Annotated in this window: 1 protein-coding gene; it reads left to right on the forward strand. The window is 54.2% G+C overall.

Going from position 1 to position 2,507, the window contains the following annotated elements; translation table 11 throughout:
- Window positions 1-2,507 (forward strand): beta strand repeat-containing protein (locus tag BMX05_RS12300; protein ID WP_143051982.1); only part of this gene is annotated, 2,507 nt, incomplete at both ends.

A 2,507-nucleotide genomic window follows, 5' to 3' on the forward strand; every position in this document is an offset into this window, starting at 1 on the left:
AATGATGCGCCCACCCTATCCGGTGGCCCTTACGCCTTTACCGCCACCGATGAAGATACCGCCTCGACCGGTGTGCTGATCTCAACCCTATTAGCCGGTGTGACCGCTGCGGATATGGATGGTGATACCCTAGGGGCAGCCATCAGTGCCCAAACCGGTAACGGCACTTGGCAGTATTCTACAGATAACACGAGCTGGACTGATTTTGGCTCCGTCGGCAGTGCAAATTCTTTGTTGCTAAGTGATAGCACTTATGTGCGTTATAACCCCGATGGTGAAAATGGCGAAACCGCTTCACTTACGCTTTACGCTTGGGATGGTAGCAGTGGCACGGCATCCAGTAATGGTTCGACCAGCACTGCCAGTACCATTATCAATGGCGATGCCACCGCCTTCTCAACGGAGACTATTAACGCCAACCTCACGGTTAATCCGCTGAACGATGCCCCCTCCGGCACAGACAAAACCCTGACCGCGCAGAAAAACAGCGCGCTGACGATTCAGGTCGCAGATACCGGTTTTAACGATGTGGATACTGGGGATGCGCTGGAACAGATCACCCTCAGCACCGCCCCTGCTTTAGGGACGCTATGGGTTGATACCGATGGTGACGGTACGGTAAACGGTAGTGAAGCCGCGTTGAGTACCAGCGATACCGTAACCGCAACGGATATCAGCGCAGGCTTATTAAAATACCGCCCTGCAACCGATGGCGTGGGTGCGGCTTATACCACCATTGGTTTTACCGTCAACGACGGTGATGCTAATGCAGCCAGTGCTAATACCTGGACGCTGGATGTGGTGTCCGCCCCTGAGATCGACCTAAATGGGGCAGCAAGCGGTAATAACGCCACTGCCACCTATACCGAAAATGACACCGATACCCCAGTGACCTTGGTAGATGCCGCTGCCAGTATTACTGATGATGACGCCAACCTGAAGAGCATGAGCATTCAGATTAGTGACGGCGCGCAAACCGGCGATGTGATAAAGCTTGGCAGTCATGCTGATAACGCAACGGTGAACGGCATCACGATTAGCTATACCTCGGACAGCGAAATCAGCCTTTCCGGCTCGGCCACTAAAGAAAACTATCTGGCCTTGTTAAAGGAACTCAACTTTGCCCAGACTGGGGATAAGGTCGGTGGGGTGGATCGGACCATCAGCGTGACCGCCACGGATGCGAACGATCAGACTGGGCTGGCCTCCACCATTACCGTCACCGCCACCAGTGTGAATGATGCGCCTACCGTGGCCACCAATATCGGGGTCACCCTGGATGAAGCCGCCACCATCACTATTGGCAACACACAGTTGAACGCCACGGACCCGGACGATACTGCAAGCGGTTTGACCTATACCGTCACCACCGCCACCACAAAGGGCACCCTTTGGCTGGATGCTAACAACAGTGGCACTCAGGATGATGGCGAAGCCTTGGCGCTGAACGGCACCTTTACTCAGGACGATATCGACAACAGCCGCCTGAAATACACCCACGATGGCGGTGAAACCACCAGTGATACCTTGGGCTTTAGCCTAGCCGATGGCGGGGAAGATAGTGTTTCCCCAGTTTCTGGGCAGAGTTTTGCTATCACTGTTACCCCGCAAAACGATGTCCCCACCATCAGCGAGCTGTCCGGTAACAGCCTGGCGTATCTGATAGGTTCGGACGCCTTAGTCATTGATCAGGGCACGGCAGTCAGCGTCACCGACCCAGATTCCACCGATTTTAATACCGGCACGTTAACCGTCAGCATCACCAATAATGGCGTCAATGCGGAAGATAAGCTTTCGATCAGAAACCAAGGCACAGAAACCGGTCAGATCGGTGTGTCCGGTAGCGATGTCACTTACGGTGGCACTAGCATAGGTTCGCTGGCCGGCGGCACCAGTGGCACAGACCTAACCGTTGATCTCAACACGAATGCCACAGCCGCAGCGCTTTCAGCACTCTTGGGTAATATCACCTATGAAAATCTCGATAGCACGACAGCCACTGAAAATACCCGTACCGTTCGTTTTGTCCTAACCGATGGTGATGGCGGTACCTCAGCCAATATCGATACCAGTGTGGTGGTTTCCAGCAATGCCGCGCCTGTGATTACCAGCAACAGCGGCGGCGACACTGCAGCAATTAATGTTGCGGAAAACAGTACCACGGTCACCATGGTAACCGCCACTGATGCTGAGGATGATACCCTTGCTTTTAGCATTAGCGGTGGAGCAGACAGCACCCTGTTTAGTATCGATGCTAATAGCGGGGCGCTAACATTCAAAGCCGCCCCAGATTATGAAAATCCACAGGATCAGGGGGATACCGCCGGTAATAACACCTATGTGGTGGAGGTACAGGCCGATGACAGTAACGGCGGTACGGATACTCAGACACTGACCGTCACGGTGACGGATGTGAATGAAACACCACCTTCAACAGGTGGCGGTGGCGGTACGGTCACCCCGCCCCCCACAGATCCCACCGAAACAGTCACCGAAGAAACCACGGA

This window comes from Allopseudospirillum japonicum (genome assembly GCF_900108915.1).
In the GTDB taxonomy this organism is placed as follows: domain Bacteria; phylum Pseudomonadota; class Gammaproteobacteria; order Pseudomonadales; family Halomonadaceae; genus Pseudospirillum; species Pseudospirillum japonicum.